Annotated in this window: 21 protein-coding genes and 1 tRNA gene; 17 read left to right on the top strand and 5 right to left on the bottom strand. The window is 70.2% G+C overall.

Going from position 1 to position 18337, the window contains the following annotated elements:
* Positions 1 to 9: 9 nt before the first annotated feature.
* The 3 genes from RAC69_RS12315 (at position 10) to RAC69_RS12305 (ending at position 1801) form a co-directional block, all read left to right on the top strand.
* A complete protein-coding gene (locus RAC69_RS12315; RefSeq protein WP_375087056.1) occupies positions 10 to 639 on the top strand; it encodes a GyrI-like domain-containing protein in 630 nt (209 codons plus the stop codon).
* Positions 640 to 706: 67 nt separating this feature from the next.
* The gene (locus RAC69_RS12310; RefSeq protein WP_375087055.1) at positions 707 to 1504 is read left to right on the top strand and encodes a DUF1206 domain-containing protein; all 798 of its coding nucleotides are present in this window, start codon (positions 707 to 709) and stop codon (positions 1502 to 1504) included.
* Between the two features lie 36 nt (positions 1505 to 1540).
* Entirely contained in the window at positions 1541 to 1801 is a 261-nt protein-coding gene (locus tag RAC69_RS12305; protein ID WP_375087054.1) for a hypothetical protein, read from the top strand.
* Positions 1802 to 1816: 15 nt separating this feature from the next.
* Here the strand turns inward: RAC69_RS12305 and RAC69_RS12300 are convergent, their stop codons facing one another.
* The gene (locus tag RAC69_RS12300) at positions 1817 to 2464 is read right to left on the bottom strand and encodes a LysE family translocator (RefSeq protein WP_375087053.1); all 648 of its coding nucleotides are present in this window, start codon (positions 2462 to 2464) and stop codon (positions 1817 to 1819) included.
* Between the two features lie 54 nt (positions 2465 to 2518).
* Here RAC69_RS12300 and RAC69_RS12295 point away from each other — a divergent pair, with 54 nt between their 5' ends.
* The 9 genes from RAC69_RS12295 to RAC69_RS12255 all read left to right on the top strand — a co-directional run bounded on the left by RAC69_RS12295 (position 2519) and on the right by RAC69_RS12255 (position 10375).
* On the top strand, positions 2519 to 3841 hold the full coding sequence (locus RAC69_RS12295) for an aminotransferase class V-fold PLP-dependent enzyme (RefSeq protein ID WP_375087052.1): 1323 nt from the start codon (positions 2519 to 2521) through the stop codon (positions 3839 to 3841).
* Positions 3838 to 4272, top strand: a complete 435-nt coding sequence (sufU, locus tag RAC69_RS12290) for a Fe-S cluster assembly sulfur transfer protein SufU (protein ID WP_341935533.1) — start codon at positions 3838 to 3840, stop codon at positions 4270 to 4272. Before RAC69_RS12295 ends, sufU begins: the two co-directional genes overlap by 4 nt.
* Before the next feature lie 36 nt (positions 4273 to 4308).
* Positions 4309 to 5247 carry a GNAT family N-acetyltransferase gene (locus RAC69_RS12285; protein WP_375087051.1) on the top strand — a complete coding sequence of 313 codons (939 nt, stop codon included), beginning with the start codon at positions 4309 to 4311 and terminating at the stop codon, positions 5245 to 5247.
* A 59-nt stretch (positions 5248 to 5306) separates the two neighbouring features.
* Positions 5307 to 5948, top strand: a complete 642-nt coding sequence (locus RAC69_RS12280; protein ID WP_375087050.1) for an NADPH-dependent F420 reductase — start codon at positions 5307 to 5309, stop codon at positions 5946 to 5948.
* Between the two features lie 67 nt (positions 5949 to 6015).
* Positions 6016 to 6675, top strand: a complete 660-nt coding sequence (locus RAC69_RS12275; protein WP_375087049.1) for a GntR family transcriptional regulator — start codon at positions 6016 to 6018, stop codon at positions 6673 to 6675.
* A 61-nt stretch (positions 6676 to 6736) separates the two neighbouring features.
* Positions 6737 to 6946, top strand: a complete 210-nt coding sequence (locus RAC69_RS12270) for a heavy metal-associated domain-containing protein (RefSeq protein ID WP_341935529.1) — start codon at positions 6737 to 6739, stop codon at positions 6944 to 6946.
* 7 nt (positions 6947 to 6953) lie between these two features.
* A complete protein-coding gene (locus tag RAC69_RS12265) occupies positions 6954 to 9194 on the top strand; it encodes a heavy metal translocating P-type ATPase (RefSeq protein ID WP_375087048.1) in 2241 nt (746 codons plus the stop codon).
* Positions 9195 to 9266: 72 nt separating this feature from the next.
* Positions 9267 to 9512 (top strand): hypothetical protein, encoded by a 246-nt coding sequence (locus RAC69_RS12260; RefSeq protein WP_375087047.1) that lies wholly within the window; start codon positions 9267 to 9269, stop codon positions 9510 to 9512.
* Positions 9512 to 10375 (top strand): hypothetical protein, encoded by an 864-nt coding sequence (locus RAC69_RS12255; RefSeq protein ID WP_375087095.1) that lies wholly within the window; start codon positions 9512 to 9514, stop codon positions 10373 to 10375. Before RAC69_RS12260 ends, RAC69_RS12255 begins: the two co-directional genes overlap by 1 nt.
* A 1-nt stretch (position 10376) precedes the next feature.
* Here RAC69_RS12255 and RAC69_RS12250 read toward each other — a convergent pair whose 3' ends face one another.
* Positions 10377 to 11141 (bottom strand): phosphotransferase family protein, encoded by a 765-nt coding sequence (locus RAC69_RS12250; RefSeq protein WP_375087046.1) that lies wholly within the window; start codon positions 11139 to 11141, stop codon positions 10377 to 10379.
* Between the two features lie 54 nt (positions 11142 to 11195).
* Here RAC69_RS12250 and RAC69_RS12245 point away from each other — a divergent pair, with 54 nt between their 5' ends.
* Together RAC69_RS12245 and RAC69_RS12240 are read left to right on the top strand one after the other, a co-directional pair.
* Positions 11196 to 11780 (top strand): asparagine synthase, encoded by a 585-nt coding sequence (locus tag RAC69_RS12245; RefSeq protein ID WP_375087045.1) that lies wholly within the window; start codon positions 11196 to 11198, stop codon positions 11778 to 11780.
* Between the two features lie 66 nt (positions 11781 to 11846).
* Positions 11847 to 11919, top strand: a tRNA-Arg gene (locus RAC69_RS12240).
* Positions 11920 to 11989: 70 nt separating this feature from the next.
* On the opposite strand, the gene RAC69_RS12235 is transcribed toward RAC69_RS12240, so the two are convergent.
* Positions 11990 to 12730: a response regulator gene (locus tag RAC69_RS12235; protein ID WP_375087044.1), complete on the bottom strand. Its 741-nt coding sequence runs from the start codon at positions 12728 to 12730 to the stop codon at positions 11990 to 11992.
* Entirely contained in the window at positions 12727 to 13995 is a 1269-nt protein-coding gene (locus RAC69_RS12230) for an ATP-binding protein (protein ID WP_375087043.1), read from the bottom strand. Before RAC69_RS12230 ends, RAC69_RS12235 begins: the two co-directional genes overlap by 4 nt.
* 151 nt (positions 13996 to 14146) lie before the next feature.
* Here RAC69_RS12230 and RAC69_RS12225 point away from each other — a divergent pair, with 151 nt between their 5' ends.
* The 3 genes from RAC69_RS12225 to RAC69_RS12215 are packed head-to-tail and all read left to right on the top strand — an operon-like array spanning position 14147 to position 17287.
* Positions 14147 to 15142 carry a tripartite tricarboxylate transporter substrate binding protein gene (locus tag RAC69_RS12225; RefSeq protein WP_375087042.1) on the top strand — a complete coding sequence of 332 codons (996 nt, stop codon included), beginning with the start codon at positions 14147 to 14149 and terminating at the stop codon, positions 15140 to 15142.
* On the top strand, positions 15142 to 15753 hold the full coding sequence (locus RAC69_RS12220; protein WP_375087041.1) for a tripartite tricarboxylate transporter TctB family protein: 612 nt from the start codon (positions 15142 to 15144) through the stop codon (positions 15751 to 15753). The genes RAC69_RS12225 and RAC69_RS12220 overlap by 1 nt, the downstream gene beginning before the upstream one ends.
* A gap of 1 nt (position 15754) precedes the next feature.
* Positions 15755 to 17287, top strand: a complete 1533-nt coding sequence (locus RAC69_RS12215; protein ID WP_375087040.1) for a tripartite tricarboxylate transporter permease — start codon at positions 15755 to 15757, stop codon at positions 17285 to 17287.
* 62 nt (positions 17288 to 17349) lie between these two features.
* Here the strand turns inward: RAC69_RS12215 and RAC69_RS12210 are convergent, their stop codons facing one another.
* Positions 17350 to 18291, bottom strand: coding sequence for a LysR family transcriptional regulator (locus RAC69_RS12210; protein ID WP_375087039.1), 942 nt, complete (start codon positions 18289 to 18291; stop codon positions 17350 to 17352).
* Between the last annotated feature and the right edge of the window lie 46 nt (positions 18292 to 18337).

Here is an 18337-nt window from a genome sequence, read left to right as displayed (position 1 = left end):
AGGTGCACGATGCCGATCGACCCGAAGAAGACGCTCGACGCATACCGGGCGAAGCCGGGCGAGTTCCGCCTCGTCGAGGTGCCGCCGCTGCAGTACCTGATGGTCGACGGCGCGGGCGACCCGAACACTGAGAAGGAATACAAGGATGCCGTCGCCGCACTCTTCCCGCTCGCGTACACGCTGAAGTTCGCGGCCCGCGCCGAGCTGGACCTCGATGTGGTGGTGATGCCGCTCGAAGGGCTCTGGGATGCGCCCGACAAGGAGTCGTTCACGACCAAGCGCGACAAGTCGGCCTGGCTGTGGACGATGATGATCATGGTGCCCGAGCAGGTGACAGCGGAGATGTTCGCGGCGGCCGTCGACAAGGTCGAGGCCAAGGCGGCGGCGAAGAAGGAGCCCCTGCCGGCGCTGCGGTCGGTGCGACTCGAAACCCTCGACGAGGGCCTGAGCGTGCAGACGCTGCACGTCGGGTCGTACGACGACGAGGCACCCGTGCTGGCCGAGCTGCATGAGCGGTTCATCCCCGAGAACCGCCTGCGCATGGCGGCGCGCCATCACGAGATCTACCTCGGCGACGCCAGGCGCGTGGCCCCCGAGCGGCTGCGCACGATCCTCCGGCAGCCGGTCGCGCGCGTCTGACTGCCGCACGACGCCGTCGGGTTCAAGCCCCTCCGGCCTATCCCTCCCACGGCGATATCCTGCATCGATGACGACAGCGAAGTCCGCCGCGCACGAGGCCAGGGGGTCGGACGCCTTCCGACGCGTCGCTCGGGCCGGCTTTGTGGTGATCGGTCTCGTGCACATCATCATCGGCGCGCTCGCCGTGTCGATCGCCTCGGGCGGTGGCGGGGATGCCGATCAGGACGGCGCGATGCAGCAGATCCGATCGACGCCTGTGGGAGGGCTCATCCTGGCTCTCGTCGCGGCCGCACTCATCGCCCTCGCGGTGTGGCAGGTCGTGAGCGGCGTCGTCGCCGTCGGCGGCGAGGTGAAGAAGTGGGGGCAGCGCATCAAGCTGTTCGGCATCGCCCTGGCCTATCTCGTGATCGCCGGTCTCGCGACCATCTACGCGTTCGGCGGCACCGCCGAGTCCGAGAAGTCGTCGAGGTTCGTGAGCGAAGTGCTGCTGGGCGCGCCGGGAGGAATCTTCCTCCTCGTCGCCATCGGCCTCACGGTGGTCGGCGTCGGCATCGGCTTCGTCGTGAGCGGCTTCACGACCGGTTTCCGCAAGACGCTCGATCTGCCGTCGGGCGCGGGGCGGCCGCCGATCGTCGTGCTCGGGGTGATCGGCTACATCGCCAAGGGGATCGCGATCGCCGTGACCGGCATCCTCTTCGTGGTGTCGGCCTGGACGCACGACCCCGACAAGGCGGGTGGTCTGGACGCCGCGCTGCGCAGCCTCACCGACCTGCCCTTCGGGCGCACGGTGCTGTGGGTCGTCGGTGCGGGCCTCGCCGTGTACGGCGTCTTCTCGATCGTGCGCGCTCGCTACGCCCGTATGTGACGGCCGCCTCGCTCGGCGTTCCCCTATCCTGACCCCATGGTGAGAAGAAGACGTCGTCGCCCATACCGGAAGATCGGACTCGCCCTGCTGATCCCGGGTGCGCTGCTGATCCTCGCATCCATCCCGCAGTTCTTCTTCGGCATCCCCGTGTCCGAGGGCGTCGCGCCAGCGGGGCTCTCGCTCGGACCGCTCCTCGTCATCGGCGGCACGGTGCTCTACTTCTCCGAGAAACCGCAGCCCGGCGAACGCTGGAACGACGACTCCTCGACCTTCCGCTGGCTCGACGTCGGACAGTGACCGGGCCCGACGCGCTCAGGTCGCGGCGGGCTTCTCGCTCCACAGCAGGAGGAACGCGCCGAGCCCGATCATGAGTGCTCCGCCCGTCGCGCCCATCGCCTCGATGCGCCGCGGCGAGCGCCCGAACCACTGCCTGGCCGCGCTCGCGAGCAGCACCCAGATCGCGTCGCACGCGACACCGATCGCGACCACGATCACACCCAGCACGAGCAGCTGCAGGGGAACGGATCCCGTGTGCAGGTCGACGAACTGGGGGAGGATCGCGAGGAAGAACGCGATCGACTTCGGGTTGGTGACGCCGACGACGAAGCCCTCGCTGAGGAGCCGCGCGCCGGAGCGGCGTGGCTGGGGTTCCGTCGCGATCGCCGCTGCATCCTTCCGATGCCGGATCGCCTGGATGCCGAGGAACACGAGATACCCCGCGCCGAGCACCTTCACGATCGTGAACAGCACGATCGACTGCGCGATCACCGTGCCGACGCCGAGCGCCACAGCCACAACGAGCAGGATCGAGCCGAGTGCTGTGCCCAGGATGCTGAGGAAGCCGCCGTTGCGTCCGAGCGCCATGGCGCGTCCGATCGTGAACAGCACCGTCGGGCCGGGGATCACGACCATGATGAACGCCGCGACGACGAACGTCGCGAGGGTGTCGGCGCCGAACATGGTGCGAGCCTAGCCCGCGATGCCGTCGCTGCCGCCAGGTGAGAAGCTAGAAGGATGAGTACGACGCCCGCCGCCGACGTGATCGCCTCGTCGATCGACAGCCCGCTGACGGATGCCGAGGTGCGGCGCCTTCGCCAGGACTTCCCGATCCTCGGTGTCGAGGTGAACGGGCATCCGCTCGCGTATCTCGATTCCGGTGCGACGTCGCAGCGTCCGCTCGCGGTGCTCGACGCCGAGCGGGAGTTCGCGACGACGCTCAACGCCGCCGTGCACCGCGGGGCGCACACGCTCGCCGCCGAGGCAACCGAGGTGTTCGAGGACGCCCGTGCGACCGTGGCCCGCTTCATCGGCGCCGACGAGGGTGAGGTGGTCTGGACCTCGAACGCCACGGAGGCGATCAACCTCGTCGCCTACGGAATCTCCAACGCGTCGCTGGGGCGCGGGGGAGCAGCCGCCGAACGGTTCCGCATCGGTCAGGGCGACGAGATCGTCACGACCGAGATGGAACATCACGCCAACCTCATCCCGTGGCAGGAGCTCGCTGCACGAACGGGGGCGACGCTGCGGGTGATCCCGCTCGACGACGACGGCGCGCTGCGGCTCGACGCCGCTGCCGAGCTGATCGGCGAGCGCACTCGTCTCGTCGCCGTCACGCATGTGTCGAACGTGCTCGGCGTGATCAATCCCGTCGACCGGCTCGTCGCCATGGCCCGCCGGGTCGACGCCCTCGTGCTGCTCGACGCGTGCCAGTCGGCGCCGCATCTGCCACTCGACGTGCGCGCGCTCGACGTCGACTTCGCCGTGCTGTCCGGTCACAAGATGCTCGGCCCGTCGGGCATCGGCGCGCTCTACGGACGCCGCGAGCTGCTCGAGGCCCTGCCCCCGTTCCTCACCGGCGGTTCGATGATCACGACGGTTACCACGACCGAGGCGCAGTACCTCCCGCCGCCGCAGCGCTTCGAGGCCGGCACGCAGCGGGTGTCGCAGGCCGTCGCGCTCGCCGCGGCCATCGACTACCTCTCGGCGGTCGGGATGCCGCGCATCGCCGCCCACGAGGCCGCCTTCGGCCGTCGCCTCGTCGACGGCCTCACCGCGATCGATGGGGTGCGCGTGCTCGGCGCGGGCATCGACCTGCCGCGCGTGGGGCTCGCGAGCTTCGATGTCGACGGCATCCACTCGCACGACGTGGGGCAGTACCTCGACGATCTCGGCATCGCGGTGCGCGTCGGCCACCACTGCGCACAGCCGCTGCACCGCCGACTGGGCATCACCTCGTCGACCAGGGCGAGCACCTATCTCTACACGACCGAGGGCGAGGTGGATGCCGTGATCGCGGGCGTCGCCGGAGCCATCGACTTCTTCCGGAGGGGCGCATGAGCGACCTGCAGAACCTGTACCAGGAGCTCATCCTCGACCACTCGCGCACCCCGCACGGCTTCGGGCTGCGCGAGGAGATCGCGGCGCAGTCGCACCAGATCAACCCCACGTGCGGTGACGAGGTCACCCTGCAGGTGCACCGCGCGCCCGACGGCAGTGTCGAGGCGATCGCGTGGGAGGGGCACGGCTGCGCGATCTCGCAGGCGTCGGCGTCGCTGCTCGCCGAACTCGCGGAGGGGCTCACGGTCGAGGAGCTCGAGGTGCGCATCGACGCGTTCCGCACGGCCATGCGCTCGCGAGGCAAGATCGAGCCGGACGAGGAGCTGCTCGGGGACGCGGCGGCGCTCGGCGGGGTCTCGCGCTACGTCGCCCGGGTGAAGTGCGCGATGCTCGCGTGGGTCGCCGCCGAGGACGCCCTGCAGAAGAGCTGACACGGCTGCGTCGTGACCGGGGTGCAGGATGGGATCATGCCCCTCTCGCTGACCCCGCTCGATCGCGGCCGCTTCGACGACTGGCGCTCGGCGACGAGGGAACGTCTCATCGCGCTGCGTCAGGACTCGGGGATGCTGGTCGGCGATGACGCGGTCGTGCAGGCCGACGCGTTCCTCGACCAGCTGCTCGCCGACGGCGCCGCCACGCAGACATCGGTCATCCTGTCGATCCGCGACGGTGATCGGGAGCTGGGCACGGTGTGGCTCGCGTCGATGTCGGGCATGCTCATGGTCATCGACCTGTCCTTCACGGGCCGGCCCACCGTCTCGCAGCAGGACGAGCTGTTCACCGCCATGGTCGAGATGGGGCGTGGGCACGGAGTCGACCGGCTCAGCATCTCGGTGTACGCGACCGACGCGGCGAGCCGGTCCTTCATCGACGGGCGGGGGTTCACGTGCGCGTCGATCCAGATGCTGCTCGAACCGCTCCCCGACCGCGAGCGTGCGCCCGTGGTGAGGGTCGAGCCGATGACTGCGGAGCGCTACCCGTCCTTCGCCGCCGCATCGGAAGCGGCCTTCGCGGAGGAGCTCGCCGCCTCAGGCCGATACTCGATCGACGACGCCCGCGTGGAGTCGCACCGTCAGATGGTGCAGGAGCTGCCCGACGGCGTCGAGACGGAGGGGCAGGAGCTCTTCACCGCGGCGGTCGACGGCGAGGAGGTCGGCATCCTCTGGGTGGGCCTGCGGACCAGGGGCGGTCGACCGCATGCCTTCATCCTCGACATCGAGGTCGCCGAGTCGCAGCGGCGCAAGGGGTACGGCCGTGAGCTGATGCTCGCCGCCGAACGGGTCGCGCGGGAGCACGGTGCGGACTCCGTCGGCCTGCACGTGTTCGGCTTCAACACGGGAGCCATCGCGCTGTACGAGAGCCTCGGCTATCGCCGGGTCGAAGAGCGGCACCTGCTGTCGCTGTGATCCGCCCGACGATCGGCGTCATCGGGGAATAGGCGTCGCCGACACACGTTGGCCCACACATGACCACTCTCGGAATCATCGGTGCAGGACACATCGGCAGCCAGGTCGCGCGTGCGGCCGTGGCCCACGGCTACGACGTCGTGATCGCGAACTCCCGCGGTCCGGAGACGCTCGCCCCTCTCGTCGCGGAGCTGGGGGACAGGGCGCGCGCGGCGACCGCCGCGGAGGCGGCTGCGGCGGCGGACATCGCGGTCGTGACCATCCCGCTCGGTCGGATCGACGAGCTCCCCGTCGACGAGCTGGCGGGCAAGATCGTGCTCGACACGAACAACTACTACTTCGAGCGCGACGGCCGCATCGAGGCGCTCGACAAGGGCGAGACGACCACGTCGGAGCTGCTGCAGCGTCGGCTGCCCACCTCGCGCATCGCGAAGGCGTTCAACCACATCATGGCCCGCGACATCACGACCGACGGTGCTCCGGCGGGGAGCGAGAACCGCCGCGCCCTCGCGACGGCCGGCGACGACGCGGACGCAGTGGACTTCGTCACCCGCTTCTACGACGAGCTCGGCTTCGACACCGTCAACATCGGCCCGCTCAGCGAGTCCTGGCGCGTCGAGCGCGACCGCCCCGCCTACGTGGTGCGTCAGAACGCCGAAGAGCTGCGCGCCAACCTCGCCATCGCGAACCGCCTGCCCTGATCTCGATGTCCGCGCACCGTGGGATACCAAACTTGTCCCTCCGGTGCGCGGATGAGACAATCCCGATATGGCGGAGGTGGGGGCTGCCGGCGAACTCGAGTCGGTGAGAGTGACGCGTATTCTGCGCGATGACATCGTGCTGGGGAGGCGGGCGTCAGGATCGCGGCTCGTCGAGCGCGACATCGCGGCGGAGCTGAACGTCTCCCGATTGCCGGTGCGGGAAGCGATCCGCACGCTCGTGGCCGAGGGCGTCGTCGTCGCACGCCCGCGCACCTGGGCGATCGTGCGCGAGTTCTCCCGGCAGGATCTGCAGGACTACGGCGAGGTGCGCGAGGCGATGGAGACGATGATCTTCGTCTTCGCGGCCGAGCGTCGCACGCCCGAGGGACTCGCCCGGCTGCGCGCCGCGTACGAGCAGGAGCTCGCAGCCGCCCAGGCCGGCGACGTGGAGGGCGCGCGCATCGCGGCGAGCCTTTTCCACGAGGTCGCCGCGCACCTCGCGGCCAACGACATGATCGGCGAGTTCATCAGCGTGTTCGCGACGCGGCTGCGGTGGCTGTTCGGTCAGCACGACGATCTCATCGAGACCGCCGAGGAGCATCGCGTGATCCTCGAGGCCGTCGAGGCGCAGGATGCCGACGCGCTGCGGGAGCTGATCCCGCAGCACACCGCGAACGCGGTCGCATCCGCTGCGAAGCGCCTCGACGTCGAGTCCGAGACCGCGTGATCCCGTCCCTCGGATACCCCTAGGGGGTATAGTGGGTGTCGTCATCGACGAAAGGATCGACATGACCACGACCACCTACACCGTGACCGGCATGACCTGTGGGCACTGCGAGGGCTCCGTGCGCAGCGAGGTCTCGAAGCTGCAGGGCATCACTGCCATCGACGTGAGCGCGGCCTCCGGTCGACTCGTCGTCACCTCCGAGTCCCCGCTCGACGACAGCGCCGTCCTGGCCGCCGTCGACGAGGCCGGGTACAGCGCCGTCCGCGCCTGATCACCCCATGAGCGAGCAGCTGGCCTCGTACGATCTCGAGATCGGCGGGATGACGTGCGCGTCCTGCGCCGCGCGGATCGAAAAGCGCCTCAACCGGATCGACGGCGTGACGGCATCCGTCAACTACGCCACCGAGAAGGCGCACGTCGAGGTCGCGGGAGACGTGGTCGCCGACGACCTCATCTCCGAGGTCGTCCGCACCGGCTACACCGCCGCGCTGCCGCGCGAGACCGGGTCCGGCGAGGCGGATCCCGGCGACGTCCTGCTGCGCAGGCGCCTCATCGCGGCCGTCGTGCTCGCCGTCCCCGTCATCGCGATGGCGATGGTCGAGGCGCTGCAGTTCCCCGGCTGGCAGTGGGCGTCGCTCGTGCTCGCCCTCCCCGTCGTCACGTGGGCGGCGTGGCCGTTCCATCGCGCGGCGGTCCTGAACGCCCGGCACCGTACGGTCACGATGGACACGCTGATCTCGGTCGGGGTCTCGGCCGCCTTCCTCTGGTCGCTGTATGCGCTCGTGTTCGGCACGGCAGGCATGCGGGGCATGACGCATCCGTTCCGGTTCACGATCGAGCGCGGTGACGGACTCGGAACGATCTACCTCGAGGTCGCCGCGGGCGTCACCATGTTCCTGCTGCTCGGACGCTTCCTCGAGCAGCGGTCGAAGCGCACGGCAGGGGCGGCGCTGCGCGCACTCGGCGAGCTCGGCGCGAAAGACGTCGCTGTGCTACGCGACGGCGTGGAACAGCGGATGCCGCTGGCGCGGCTCGTGGTCGGAGACGTGTTCGTCGTGCGGCCGGGGGAGAAGATCGCGACCGACGGCATCGTGAGCGAGGGGTCGTCCGCGGTCGACGCGTCGATGCTGACCGGCGAGTCCGTGCCCGTCGAGGTGCGGCAGGGCGACTCCGTCACCGGTGCGACCGTGAACGTCGGCGGGCGCCTCCTCGTCACGGCGACCAGGGTCGGCGCCGACACCCAGCTCGCGCGCATGACGCGGCTCGTCGAGCAGGCGCAGTCGGGCAAGGCCGAGGCGCAGCGTCTCGCCGATCGGCTCTCGGCCGTGTTCGTGCCGATCGTGTTCGCGATCGCCGCCGGGACGCTCATCGTCTGGCTGCTCAGCGGCGGGGGAGCCTCCGCGTCATTCACGGCGGCCGTCGCGGTGCTCATCATCGCGTGCCCGTGCGCCCTCGGCCTGGCCACGCCCATGGCGCTGGTCGTCGGCACCGGCCGGGGCGCACAGCTCGGCGTGCTCATCAAGGGCCCGGAGGTCCTCGAATCGACTCGCCGCGTCGACACGATCGTGCTCGACAAGACCGGCACGGTCACGAGCGGACGCATGACGCTCCGCGACGTCGTCGCGGCCGACGGCGAGTACGAGGCGCGGGTGCTGCGCCTCGCCGCCGCGGTGGAGGACGCCTCAGAGCACCCCGTCGCAGCCGCCGTCGTACGTGCGGCCGTCGAGCGGTTCGGCGATCTGCCGTCGGTGAGCGAGTTCCGCAGCATCCAGGGCCGCGGCGTCGAGGGATTCGTCGACGGGGTGCGGGTCACGGTCGGCCGGCCCTCGGCGCTCGCGGACGGAGCAGTCGAGTCGCCGCTCGACGGGCGCCTCCTCGAGGCGTTCGCGGCCGCCGAGGATCGCGCGCACACTGCCGTCCTAGTCGCGTGGGGTGAGCGCGTCCGCGGAGTCCTCGTCGTCTCCGATGTCGTGAAACCGGACGCTCGCACGGCGATCGCCGGGCTCCGTGCGCTCGGCCTCGAGCCGGTCCTGCTCACGGGCGACAACCAGCGCGCTGCCGAAGCCGTGGCGGCCGAGGTCGGCATCCGCACCGTGCGCGCCGGCGTGCTCCCCGAGCAGAAGGTCGCCGAGGTCGCCGCGCTGCAGCAGCAGGGCAGAGTCGTGGCGATGGTGGGAGACGGTGTCAACGACGCGGCAGCGCTCGCGGCATCCGACCTCGGCATCGCGATGGGGACGGGAACGGATGCCGCGATCGAGGCGGCCGACCTCACCCTCGTGCGCGGCGACCTGGGAGGCGCCGTGGACGCCATCCGTCTCGCGCGACGAACGCTCGCGATCATCCGCGGCAACCTGTTCTGGGCGCTCGCGTACAACGTCGCGGCGATCCCGCTCGCCGCTCTGGGACTGCTGAATCCGATGCTGGCCGGAGCCGCCATGGCCTTCTCGAGCGTCTTCGTCGTGCTGAACAGTCTCAGACTGCGCCGATTCCGCAGCGCCGCGCCGCACGCGATCGGCTAGTCGGGACCCTTCCGCCTGGATATATTGTGCGTACGGAATCGTTCCGAAAGTGCGTCGTGTCTGGGGAGCGATATGCGCAGACTCGCGGTCGTCGTCGGAGGGCTGCTGCTCATCGGTGGAGCGGTGATCATCGTGGTCGCAGACCAGCAGCGTGTCACCGCGCTCGCCGAGGTCAAGGCCGCGGTCGTGCAGGCCGAGGAGGACCGCGACGCCGCGAGGTCGGCGAACTACGACCTCGCTGAGCAGCTCACGAGCCTGCGCGCGGTGATCGCCGAGCAGGACGCGCAGCTCGCCGACTCCACGGGCTTCCTCCCGTGATGCTGCGCCGCGTGTTCTCGGTGACCGTCGTGGCCGCCGTGCTGCTCGCCGCCGGTGTCATCGGCCGGGCGGACGCGCTCGACGACGCCCGGGCCGACGCCATCGCGCAGCTGCGCGAGATCGCGCAGCAGACGCAGGACGCGCAGATGCGGTCGGACCACCTGCAGGCGCAGATCGAGGTCGCGCAGGACGACACCGCCGACCGCGCAGCGGTGCTCGAGGTGCGCCCCGCCTTCGTGCAGGAGATCGCGTCGCTGAGCGCGGCGATCAGCAGTGCCGAGGGCAAGGTCGACACGGCCGCGCACCGGGCAGCAGCGCAGTCCGCGCAGCAGACCGTGCTCGCCGAGAAGTCAGACCCGGCCGTCGTCGTCGCCGCGACCGCCACGGTGCACGCCCTCACCGAGAAGGTGGGCGAGGAGGTCTCGACCTGGCAGGCGGCGCAATACGCGCGCCCGATGGGACCCGCCTGGTCGTCGAGCGGACCCGACGGCTACGCGCGCGTGCGCGCCGCGCTGGACAGGGTCGGCGGCGCCGGCGTCGGCCTCTACGAATCGTCATCGTGCGCGGGTGGCACCGCCGCCGCGTGCGCCAACAGCAACGGGTACATCAAGTACCGCGGCGACATCGCCGGATGGAGCGCCGACCGGCTGAACTGGGCCATGGCGCACGAGCTCGCGCACATCTACCAGTTCCAGGTCTGGGGCACTCTCAACGCGTCAGGGACTTACGCCGCCCTGTTCGGTGGCGATCCGGAGTTCCTGGCGAACTGCATGGCCGTGGTGCGCGGGTACCCGGGCTCGGTGGGCTGCAACGGCGACCAGCAGGCGTGGGCCTCGGGGATCTGGGTCGGCGTGGTGCGCTGACTCAGGCGCCCCACTCGCGCAGCTCGGCGGTGAGCTGGGCGAGATACTCGGGCGGGCCGGCTTCAGCGAACCAGAGCCACAGCTCCGCCGCGTGGATCGCGTCCCACCGATGCACGTCGTCGGCATCCGCTCCGTAGGCGTCGATCAGCGCCGCGGACGATCGGGGATCCTTGCGCGAGGCGCCCCAGGCGGCGCGGGAGAGCTCCCGGAGCGGGTCGCCGACGTGCGCGGCCTCCCAGTCCACGATCGCGGAGATCGCGCCGTCCACGGCGAGGAGATTGCCGTCGCCCCAGTCGCCGTGACAGAACGCTCGCCCGGACGCGGGCGGGATGTCGAGGGGCAGGGGCGGCGCGTCGGCCGCCCGATAGCGCGCGATGATCGCCTCGTCGTCCGGTCGCGGGCGGAGACCGGAGGGCGGGGCAAGGTCGTGCAGTCGCCGGAGGAGGGATGCCGAAGCGCGGAGCCCTTGCAGGCGGGTCTCGCGGTCGACCTCGTCGAGCCGGGTGCCGGGCATCTCCGACATCAGGACGGCGTCGGCGCGATCCTCGATCAGCTGCGGGGTGGGCAGGTCGTCGACGAGCGACAGCGCCTGCAGCGCGCTGACCTCGGCGCGGTGGCGCTCGGCATCCGGCAGCCGTTTCTCGACCAGTCGCCGTCCGTCGCGCTCGACGAGACGGACAGCACCCACCGCTCCCTGCCGCATCGTCGCTCCCGTCGCTCGCGCTGCCTCGGTCGAACCCGTCGCCTCGACCGGCCTCCGGTCCATTCTGGCCAACCGCCACGGAGGGCGAAACGGGTACGCTCGAAGGGAGGAGGAACGGTGGGACGAACTGCGGATGCCATCGCGGAAGGCGTCGCGATCGCGACCGCTGCGGCGCGCCTCGCCGTGAAGAACCACATCCTCATCGGCACGATCGCCGAGGGCGGCGTGTTCGACACGCACGAGTACCTCGCCGACGCGCGCGAGGCGCTGCGGGCGATGGCCGAGGAATCCGAAGAGGCGGAGGAGAACCTCACCGCGCTGCGCAAACGCGCCCGCGGTCGACACTCCGACCCGTCAGGCACCCACGACTACCGTGACCGCGACGTGCGCAACCTGCGGCGCCGGGCGAAGCAGTCGCACGGGGTCGCCACCCGGCTGCGTGAGATGATGGACGACGAGGCCGCCCTGAGCGCGATCGTCGAGGAGGCCCGCGAGGCCGCGTGGTCGGACGTGCGCCACAACCTCGACCGCCGTCTGCGCGTCGAGGGGATGCGCCCCGACCAGGACCCCGACTACGAGCGCATGCGCGACGCCCGCATGCAGGCGCTGCGCCTCGTCGACCTGCAGGCCCTGTCGTCGCAGCAGCGCGCCCGCGCGAAGCGGAAGAAGAAGCAGGAGAAGGCCGCCGAACACGACGACTGACCCCTCGATTCGCAATCATCTGACGACTGCTATAAGCTGTTCTACGGCCCGCTGAGCGGTCCAGGAGCGCCCGTAGCTCAATGGATAGAGCATCTGACTACGGATCAGAAGGTTAGGGGTTCGAGTCCCTTCGGGCGCACATCACTCGGGAATCCCCGTCGCGGAAGCGGCGGGGATTTCTGCATCCTGGGGCTGTCTCGCCAGCGCCGTCAGGCGTCGGGCGAGGGCGCGAGGCGGTACAGCACCTGCGGGCGTCCGCGCTTGCCGTAGCGGTGCGCGAGGTCGATCACGCCCGTCTCGACGAGGTGGTCGAGGTAGCGACGGGCGGTCGCGCGCGAGAGCGCGCAGGTCGCTGCGATCTCGGAGGCCGACCGAGACGTGACCGGGTCGAGGGCTGCGATCACGCGCGCCAGCGTGACCTCGGCGAGCCCCTTGGGCAGCCCGCCGGCCTGCTCCGGTGAGGGCGAGGGCGACCGATCGCCCGCTCGGTCGCTCAGCCGGATGGTGCCGGTGGCGAGCAGTCGGTCGACCTCGCCCTGGGCGAGCGGCCGGTCGTGCTCATCGGCGTCGCGCGCGCTGCGGCGCGCGACGTATTCCTCCAGCCGTCGACGGAGCACGTCCTGCGTGAAGGGCTTGATGAGGTACCCCACGACGTGAGCCGCGAGGGCCTGCCGCACCGTCACCTGGTCGCGCGACGAGCTGATCACGAGGACGTCGGGTCCCGTTGCGCCGATGACACGGAGCCGGTGCAGCACCTCGATGCCGCTGATGTCGGGCAGGCGCATGTCGAGCAGCAGCAGATCGACGTCCTCGGTGATCTGCGCGAGCGCCGAGGCGCCGGTGGCTGCCGTGCCGGTCAGCTCGAAGCCCGGAGTCTCGGCGATGAATCGACCGTGCAGCGCACGAGCGCCGGGATCGTCGTCGACAACGAGGACACGGATGCCGTTCATCGCACGGCCTCCATCTCGAAATCGAAGCGCGCTCCGCCGAGCGACGAGCGCCCCACCTCGATCACACCACCGCGCGCCACGACCGTGCGACGCACGAGGTCGAGACCGATGCCGCGACCGCCGACGGCGCGGTCCGTCTTCGACGAATAGCCGCGAGCGAACACCCGCTCGACGTCGGCGGGGTCGATACCCGGTCCGTCGTCCTCCACCGAGCCGACGAGTGTGCGTCCGCGCTCCGCCAGGGTGCAGCGCACGCGCCGTGCGCCGGCCTCTCCCGCGTTGCGGCACAGGTTCGCGACGACGAGCAGCACGCCCTCGTCGATCGCGATGTCGTCGTCGACCTCGAGCTCGAGCCGCGCGCCCAGCGCGGTGAGCTCGTTCTGCACGGCCTCGATCGCCGCGCCCATGACCGTGGCTCCGCCGACTCCCGGTCGCTCGGTCGTGAGCACCGGGACGATGCCATCGATGTAGGACAGCGCGTCGTCTGCGTCGCCGTGCGAGACGAGCCCATGGATCACGTGCAGCCGCGTGCTGAACTCGTGCGACTGCTCTTGCAGGGCCGCGGTGGTGCGCCGCAGGTGCTCGTGCTCCGCGGCCTGCTCGTCGAGACGGCGGAAGCGCCGTTCGATCGCCGCGCCCACGGCCGAGCTCGCGAGGGTTCCGACGACGAGCGCCCCGATGATCCACGGCAGGATGTCGCCGAGCGCCTCGTCGCGACGCGCGGAGAGGCTCGATTCCAGCACGCCGACTGCCACCATGCCGATGACCCGGTCGCCGTCGCCGTAGACGGGCACCTTGGCGCGCAGCGAGCGGCCGGACGGTCCGGTCTCGGTGCCGAGGAACTCCTTGCCGGCCAGCACCGACTCGTTCGTGGTCGACACGCGCACGCCGCGCTCTGCGGCGAGAGGATGCGTGATGCGCACCCCCTCGTCGTCGGTGATCACGACGTAGTACACCCCGGCGGCCTGCGCGACGATGTCGGCGAGCGGCTGCAGCTCCTCCGTCGCGGGGGCGAGGTCGACCGCATCCGCTGGGTCGTCCTCATCGCCGCTGTCGACCGTCGACTCCAGCGTGCGCTGCACCTCGGGGAGCACGGCGAGGCTCGCGGCGACCTCGTGCACGCGATCGGCCGTGGAGGCGCGGATGCTGCGCTCCTGCGCCGCGATCGCGACCCCTGCCGTCACTCCGACCGCCGCGAGCACGATGACACTGGGCAGCACGAGCATCCCGAGGCGCGCGGCGCGGGCGCCACTGCTGCGTCTCATCTCGGCTGCCTCTCCGTCGCTGGATCGCCGCGCTCCGCTCTCCCATGAGCATCTATGAGCACAAAGCCGAGCGCACGCGACGTGCGCTCGGTCCCTTGCCATCCTAATAACCGTCTTGCGGCGACAACGGTGTCCGCACGAGGAGGCGATGATGACGACGAGTTCATCGAGTAAGCGGGTCCTGCCCCGCGTCATAGGCGGCACGATCGCCGCAGCGGCGATCGGCATCGCCGCGTTCGGTTCGATCACGTCCGCGGCAGCCGGACAGGACATCCACGCGTCGATGACCATCATCGCGCCGGCCGCAGCAGGTGGCGGGTGGGACGGTGTGGCGCGCGAGCTGCAGCAGGCGCAGAAGGCGAACGGGCTCGTCAACAACGTCCAGGTCGTGAACATGCCGGGGGCGGGCGGCACGATCGCCCTCGGCAACGTCTCGGTGCTCGAAGGACAGCCGAACAACCTCCTCGTCGGAGGGACAGGCCTCATGGCGGCGACGATCCAGTTCGGCTCAGCGGCCACGCTCGACGACGTGACGCCCCTCGCCGTGGTCGTCGAGGAGTACGACGTGATCGTGGTGCCCGCCGACTCCCCGTACGAGACGCTGGACGACCTCGTCGAGGCCTGGAAGGCCGATCCGAAGGGCGTGCCGTGGACGGGTGGCGGCTCGTTCGACCAGCTCGTCGTGACCGACCTCGCGCTCAGCGCGGGCATCGCCCCGCTGGACACCACCTACATCTCATCGGACGGCGGAGGGGAGGCGATCCAGGCCCTCCTCAACGGCACGGCCCAGGCCGCGGCGGGCGGCTACCCCGACAACATCGATCAGATCGAGTCCGGACGCCTGCGCGTGCTCGCCCTCGTCGCGGAGGAGCCGGTCGACGGCATCGACATCCCGACCGCGGCCGAGCAGGGCTACGACGTCTCGCTGACCAACTGGCGCATGCTCGCCGCCCCGGCGGGCCTCGATGACGAGCAGGTCGACGGTCTGCGCGAGCTCATCGCCGACTCGATCGCGACTCCGGAGTGGAAGGACGCCATCGAGCGCTACCGCTGGACCGAGCGGGTCATCACGGGGGAGGAGCTCGACGCCTTCCTCGAGGACGAGCACTCCCGCATCGAGCAGCTGTACGAGGAGATGGGGCTGTGATGTCATCCAACAACCCGACAGCGGTGTCGGCGGTCGTCGGACAGCGGCTGGCGTTCGGCGCCGGCCCCGGACGCACGGCGGCCCTGCTGAAGAACCTCACGATGCCGGGCGTGCTCATCGCGTTCGCGACCTACCTGCTCGTGGGCATCATCACGATGAAGGTGCCGGAGGGCACCGCGTTCCCCGGTCCGCAGTTCTTCCCGATGCTCATCACGGCGGGGCTGTACCTGTTCGCGGTCGTGCTCGTCGTCGGCGCCGTGCGCGAGCTCCGCGCGGACGACGACACCGCGGCCTCCGTCTCGGACGCGCCGGTCACCCCGGCATCCGCAGCGGCTCCGGAAGAGCCGGCCGTGCAGCGCACGGTCCGCGTCGACGTGAGGTCGCTCGCCTGGGTGGTGGGCTCGTTCCTCGTCTTCGCGCTCGTGCTGAACATCCTCGGCTGGATCATCGCCGCAGGACTCCTGTTCTGGTGCATCGCGCGCGGTTTCGGCTCGACCCGCTGGCTGTTCAGCCTCGTGGTCGGTCTGACCGTGAGCTCGCTCTCGTACATCGCGTTCGACATGGCGCTCGGCATGTCGCTGCCCTCGGGCATTCTCGGATGGGGGTTCTGACATGGACGTGCTGCAGCTTCTCGCGGAGGGCTTCGCCGGTGCGCTGACGTGGCAGAACCTCGTCTGGGTGCTGATCGGATGCCTGCTGGGCACCGCGGTCGGCGTGATGCCGGGCCTCGGCTCCTCGATGGCGGTCGCCCTGCTGCTGCCGGTGACCTTCTCGCTCGAACCCACGGCCGCGTTCATCATGTTCGCCGGCGTGTACTTCGGCGGCCTGTTCGGCGACTCCACCATGGGCATCCTCATGAACACCCCGGGGCAGGCGTCGGCGATCGCCTCGACGATCGAGGGTCACAAGATGGCCCGCAACGGGCGAGCGGCCCAGGCGCTCGCGACGGCGGCGATCGGCGCATTCATCGGCGGCTTCATCGGTTCGATCGTCGTGGTCTTCCTCGCTCCGGCGCTGGCCGACTTCTCGAGCCGGTTCGGACCGGCGGAGTTCTTCGCGCTCGCCGTGTTCGCCTTCGTCGCCACGTCGTCGGTCGTCACCGACAACGTGATCAAGGGACTGACCTCTCTCTTCATCGGTCTCGGCATCGCCGTGATCGGCGTCGACGGCGTCTCCGGTGCCCCGCGCTTCACCATGGGATCGCCGAACCTCTTCGACGGCGTCTCGCTGGTCACCGTGACCGTGGCGATCCTCGCGCTCGGCGAGGTCATCTACGTCGCCTGCCTGGAGCGGCACATGAAGGACAAGGCGCTCATCAAGCCCTCGGGACGGCCCTGGCTGAGCCGCGCCGAGTTCAGGGAGGCCGCTCCCGCCTGGTTCCGCGGCACCGCGATCGGCCTCCCGTTCGGCGTGGTGCCGGCCGGCGGATCGGAGATCCCGACCTTCCTCGCCTACGGACTCGAGAAGCGTCTCGACGCCCGACGCGCGCGCCCGACCTTCGGCACGGGGGCGATCCGCGGTCTGGCAGCCCCCGAGGCCGCGGGCAACTCGACCACGAGCATGGCGATGGGTGCCCTGCTCGCCCTGGGCCTGCCGATCTCGGCGACCGCCGCGATCATGCTCGCCGCCTTCCGCCAGTACGGGCTGCAGCCCGGCCCGCTGCTGTTCGAGCGGGCGCCCGAGCTCGTGTGGGCGCTGCTGGCGAGCTTCTTCATCGCGATGATCGTGCTGCTCATCCTGAACCTGCCTTTCGCGATGCTGTGGGCCAAGCTGCTGCTGATCCCGCGTCCCTACCTGTACGCGGGGATCACGCTCTTCTGCGCCCTCGGCATCTACGCGACGAGCGGCTCGGTGTTCGATCTGCTCATGCTGCTGGGGATCGGTCTGCTCGGGTTCCTGATGCGGGCGCTCGACTACCCGCTCGCCCCGCTGATCATCGGCATGGTGCTCGGACCGCTGGCGGAGACCAGCCTGCGGGATGCCGCGATGAGCGCCAACGGCGACTTCTCGGTGCTCGTGCAGGGGCCGATCTCGCTCACCCTGTACGCGATCCTGGCCGTCGTCCTCGTGCTGGCGGTGCGCGGACGCATCGTGGCGCGCGCTCAGGCGAAGGCTGAGGCGAAGAAGGCGTCCGTCGAAGCCTGACCCACGAGGGAGAACGCCTCGGACGCCGTACCGTCCGAGGCGTTCCCGTGGGTCCTCCGCCCTCAGCCGAGGAGCACGACTCCGAAGCCCGCGACGACCGCCCGCAGCTCGTCGAGATAGCGCTGCGCCTGCTCCGTGAGCGGGATCGCCGAGTGGCCGATCCAGCCGATCTCGATGCGCTCGTCGACGTCGAGCGGGATCGCGACGATCTCGGGGTCGAGGTCGTCGCTGATGATGCCCGTCGAGATCGTGTAGCCGTCGAGGCCGATCATGAGGTTGAAGATGGTCGCGCGATCCAAGACGCGGATCTCCTGCGCGCTCGACAGGGTCGAGAGGATCTCCTCGGCGAAGTAAAACGAGTTGTTCGCACCCTGGTCGAAAGTGAGGCGGGGGAGGCCGACGAGGTCGTCGAGGGTCACGCGATCGCGCCTCGCGAGCGGGTTCTTGCGCGAGATGAAGATGTGCGGATCGGCCAGGAAGAGGGGATGGAACGCGAGGCCGGAGTCGCGCAGCAGCTTGTCGATGACGCTGCGGTTGAAGTCGTTGCGGTAGAGGATGCCGAGTTCGCTGCGCAGGGTGCGCACGTCTTCGATGATGTCCCACGTGCGGGTCTCGCGCAGCGAGAACTCGTACTCCGCCGCGCCGCTGGCCTTGACCATGCGCACGAAGGCGTCGATCACGAACGAGTAGTGCTGTGCCGAGACGCCCAGCAGGCGACGCGACGGCGGCCGACCGAGGTACCGCTGCTCGAGCAGCGCGACCTGCTCGGTGACCTGTCGCGCATACCCGAGGAACTCCGCGCCGTCGGCCGTGAGGGTGACCCCGCGGGCGGAGCGGAGCAGCAGGGTGCGCCCTGCCCGCGTCTCGAGGTCCTTCATGGCCGCCGACATCGTGGGCTGCGAGACGTAGAGCAGATCGGCGGCTGCGCTGATCGAGCCCTCCGCCGCCACCTCGACGAAGTAGTGGAGTTGCTGCAGCGTGATGCCGCTGGATGCGCGTGCCATAGGTAGAGACTATATCCGCGCATAGCTGGCGCGAGTTACCCGATAG

This window comes from Microbacterium sp. LS_15 (assembly GCF_041954735.1).
GTDB lineage: Bacteria > Actinomycetota > Actinomycetes > Actinomycetales > Microbacteriaceae > Microbacterium.
This window is presented reverse-complemented; position numbering and strand designations above follow the sequence as displayed.